Genomic DNA, 1,570 nt, shown 5'->3' with positions numbered 1-1,570 from the left:
CAACAAGTACATCCATTTGGAAGTAAAATTTATTTTGAATCATTTCACTCGCATTTTTAAAAATATCAACATTTCGTAAACCGGATTTATCAGTAACTGAAAGTTTAAAACCACTTAAATATGGATTAACAATAATTTTTAATAAAAATCCTTCGTTTGAATTTGGAACTTCTTCAAGAAGTCTTTTAAATTCAAAATTACCAATTTTAGTTTGAATAAAAGTTGTATCTTTTAAAGTGAATTTTTTAACAGTAGGCGCAAGTTGATAAACATATTTGCTACCTTCCAAATGTTTTTCGGTGATAAATGCCATTGTGAGTCTCCTAAATAAATTGTTTATTTTTTTAAACGCAAATTGCAAGTCCAAGTTAGCCAGCCAAGCTCATCTCATATGAACTCTTATAGTTGAACATTTTTCTTGGATAATGGTTCATCCAATACTCGATAGCGGCGACTTCTTCAGGGGTCGTCTTTGTTGTGCCTTTTGGCAGATGCCTACGAATCATTCGGTTATGGTTTTCATTCGTCCCTCGCTCAAAGCTCGCGTAGGCGTGTGCATAGTAAACTGGACAGCTTACGACCTCAGAGAGCCTTGCAAATTCATGGCCATTGTCAGGGGTAATGGATTTGAAGTCATAACTTTTTTGAAGTTCCACCAGCTCATCATTGACCGCCTGTGCTGTTTTCCCATCAATCAAGCGAATGATCTCCGTGCGGTATTTTCGCTCTGTGAGCGTCAAAAGCACCTTGTTCTTAGCTCTCGTAAGAATGACCGTGTCAATCTCGTAATGCCCCACTTCTAAGCGATTGTTAATGAACTCAGGCCGTTCTTCAATAGACTTACCAAAAGGATGCTTTGGCGCACGAGGTTTGATTTTCTTTGCCGCCTTATACTGCGGATAGAAAAGATGATGACGCTTGGCTTCTAACCAGCCCCAGTTGACCCAATTGTAGAGGCTGCTCAGAGAAACTCCTTTTAGAGCCTGATGAATGACTTCCAAAGAGTCCTTGTCTTCTTTAAGACGTGTACTCACATAACAATCAATCTCAGTCGTGAGTTTACTCGGACGAACACTGTGAGCCCTCAATCCTTCATAATTTTCTTGAGCCTTTTTAGCAGAGTATTTTACCTTCCGCTTGAGCTGGATTTCCCCTCGCTTCATCTCTCTGTCAATCGTCCCATGAGCTTTATTCAATAAGCGCGCAATCTCACGGTTGCTCAGTCCTTCTTTATTGTGCCAACGTTCAATGTTTAAACGGTCTTGATTGGTCAGGTGTTTCCCTTTGCTCTGGCTTGTGATAGAATAGTCTTGCATCTGAATTTCCTTTTTATACTATTTGGTCGAACTTCTAGTATAAGAGATTCAGATGTTTTTTGCTTGACTCAAGGTGGCTAACTTCATTTTACAATTTGCGTTTTATTTTTTATTATTGTCTGTTCTAGTAAAAATTAAGACAAGAAGGCCTACTGATAGCCATCGCCGACCAGCAGATCGTGGAGATCGCCAAGGCGCTCTCCTTCGACGCCCGCGTCCTGATCATGGACGAGCCGACCGCCGCCCTCACCGGC

General features: G+C 40.5%; 2 protein-coding genes. Both read right to left on the bottom strand.

All coding sequences use genetic code 11. The features are described 5' to 3' along the window. Positions 1-313, bottom strand: a 313-nt coding sequence (locus ABT114_RS50370; RefSeq protein ID WP_351154107.1) for a hypothetical protein, incomplete at its 3' end; no start/stop codon positions are given. Between the two features lie 55 nt (positions 314-368). Then, positions 369-1,316, bottom strand: coding sequence for an IS30 family transposase (locus ABT114_RS50365; protein WP_003130410.1), 948 nt, complete (start codon positions 1,314-1,316; stop codon positions 369-371). Positions 1,317-1,570 lie beyond the last annotated feature (254 nt).

This window comes from Streptomyces sp. NPDC002088, from assembly GCF_040296605.1.
Lineage (GTDB): Bacteria > Actinomycetota > Actinomycetes > Streptomycetales > Streptomycetaceae > Streptomyces.
This window is presented reverse-complemented; position numbering and strand designations above follow the sequence as displayed.

Excerpts from the sequence above, each read along its gene's own strand:
- ABT114_RS50365 (WP_003130410.1), bottom strand. The coding sequence starts at position 1,316 with ATGCAAGACTATTCTATCACAAGCCAGAGCAAAGGGAAACACCTGACC.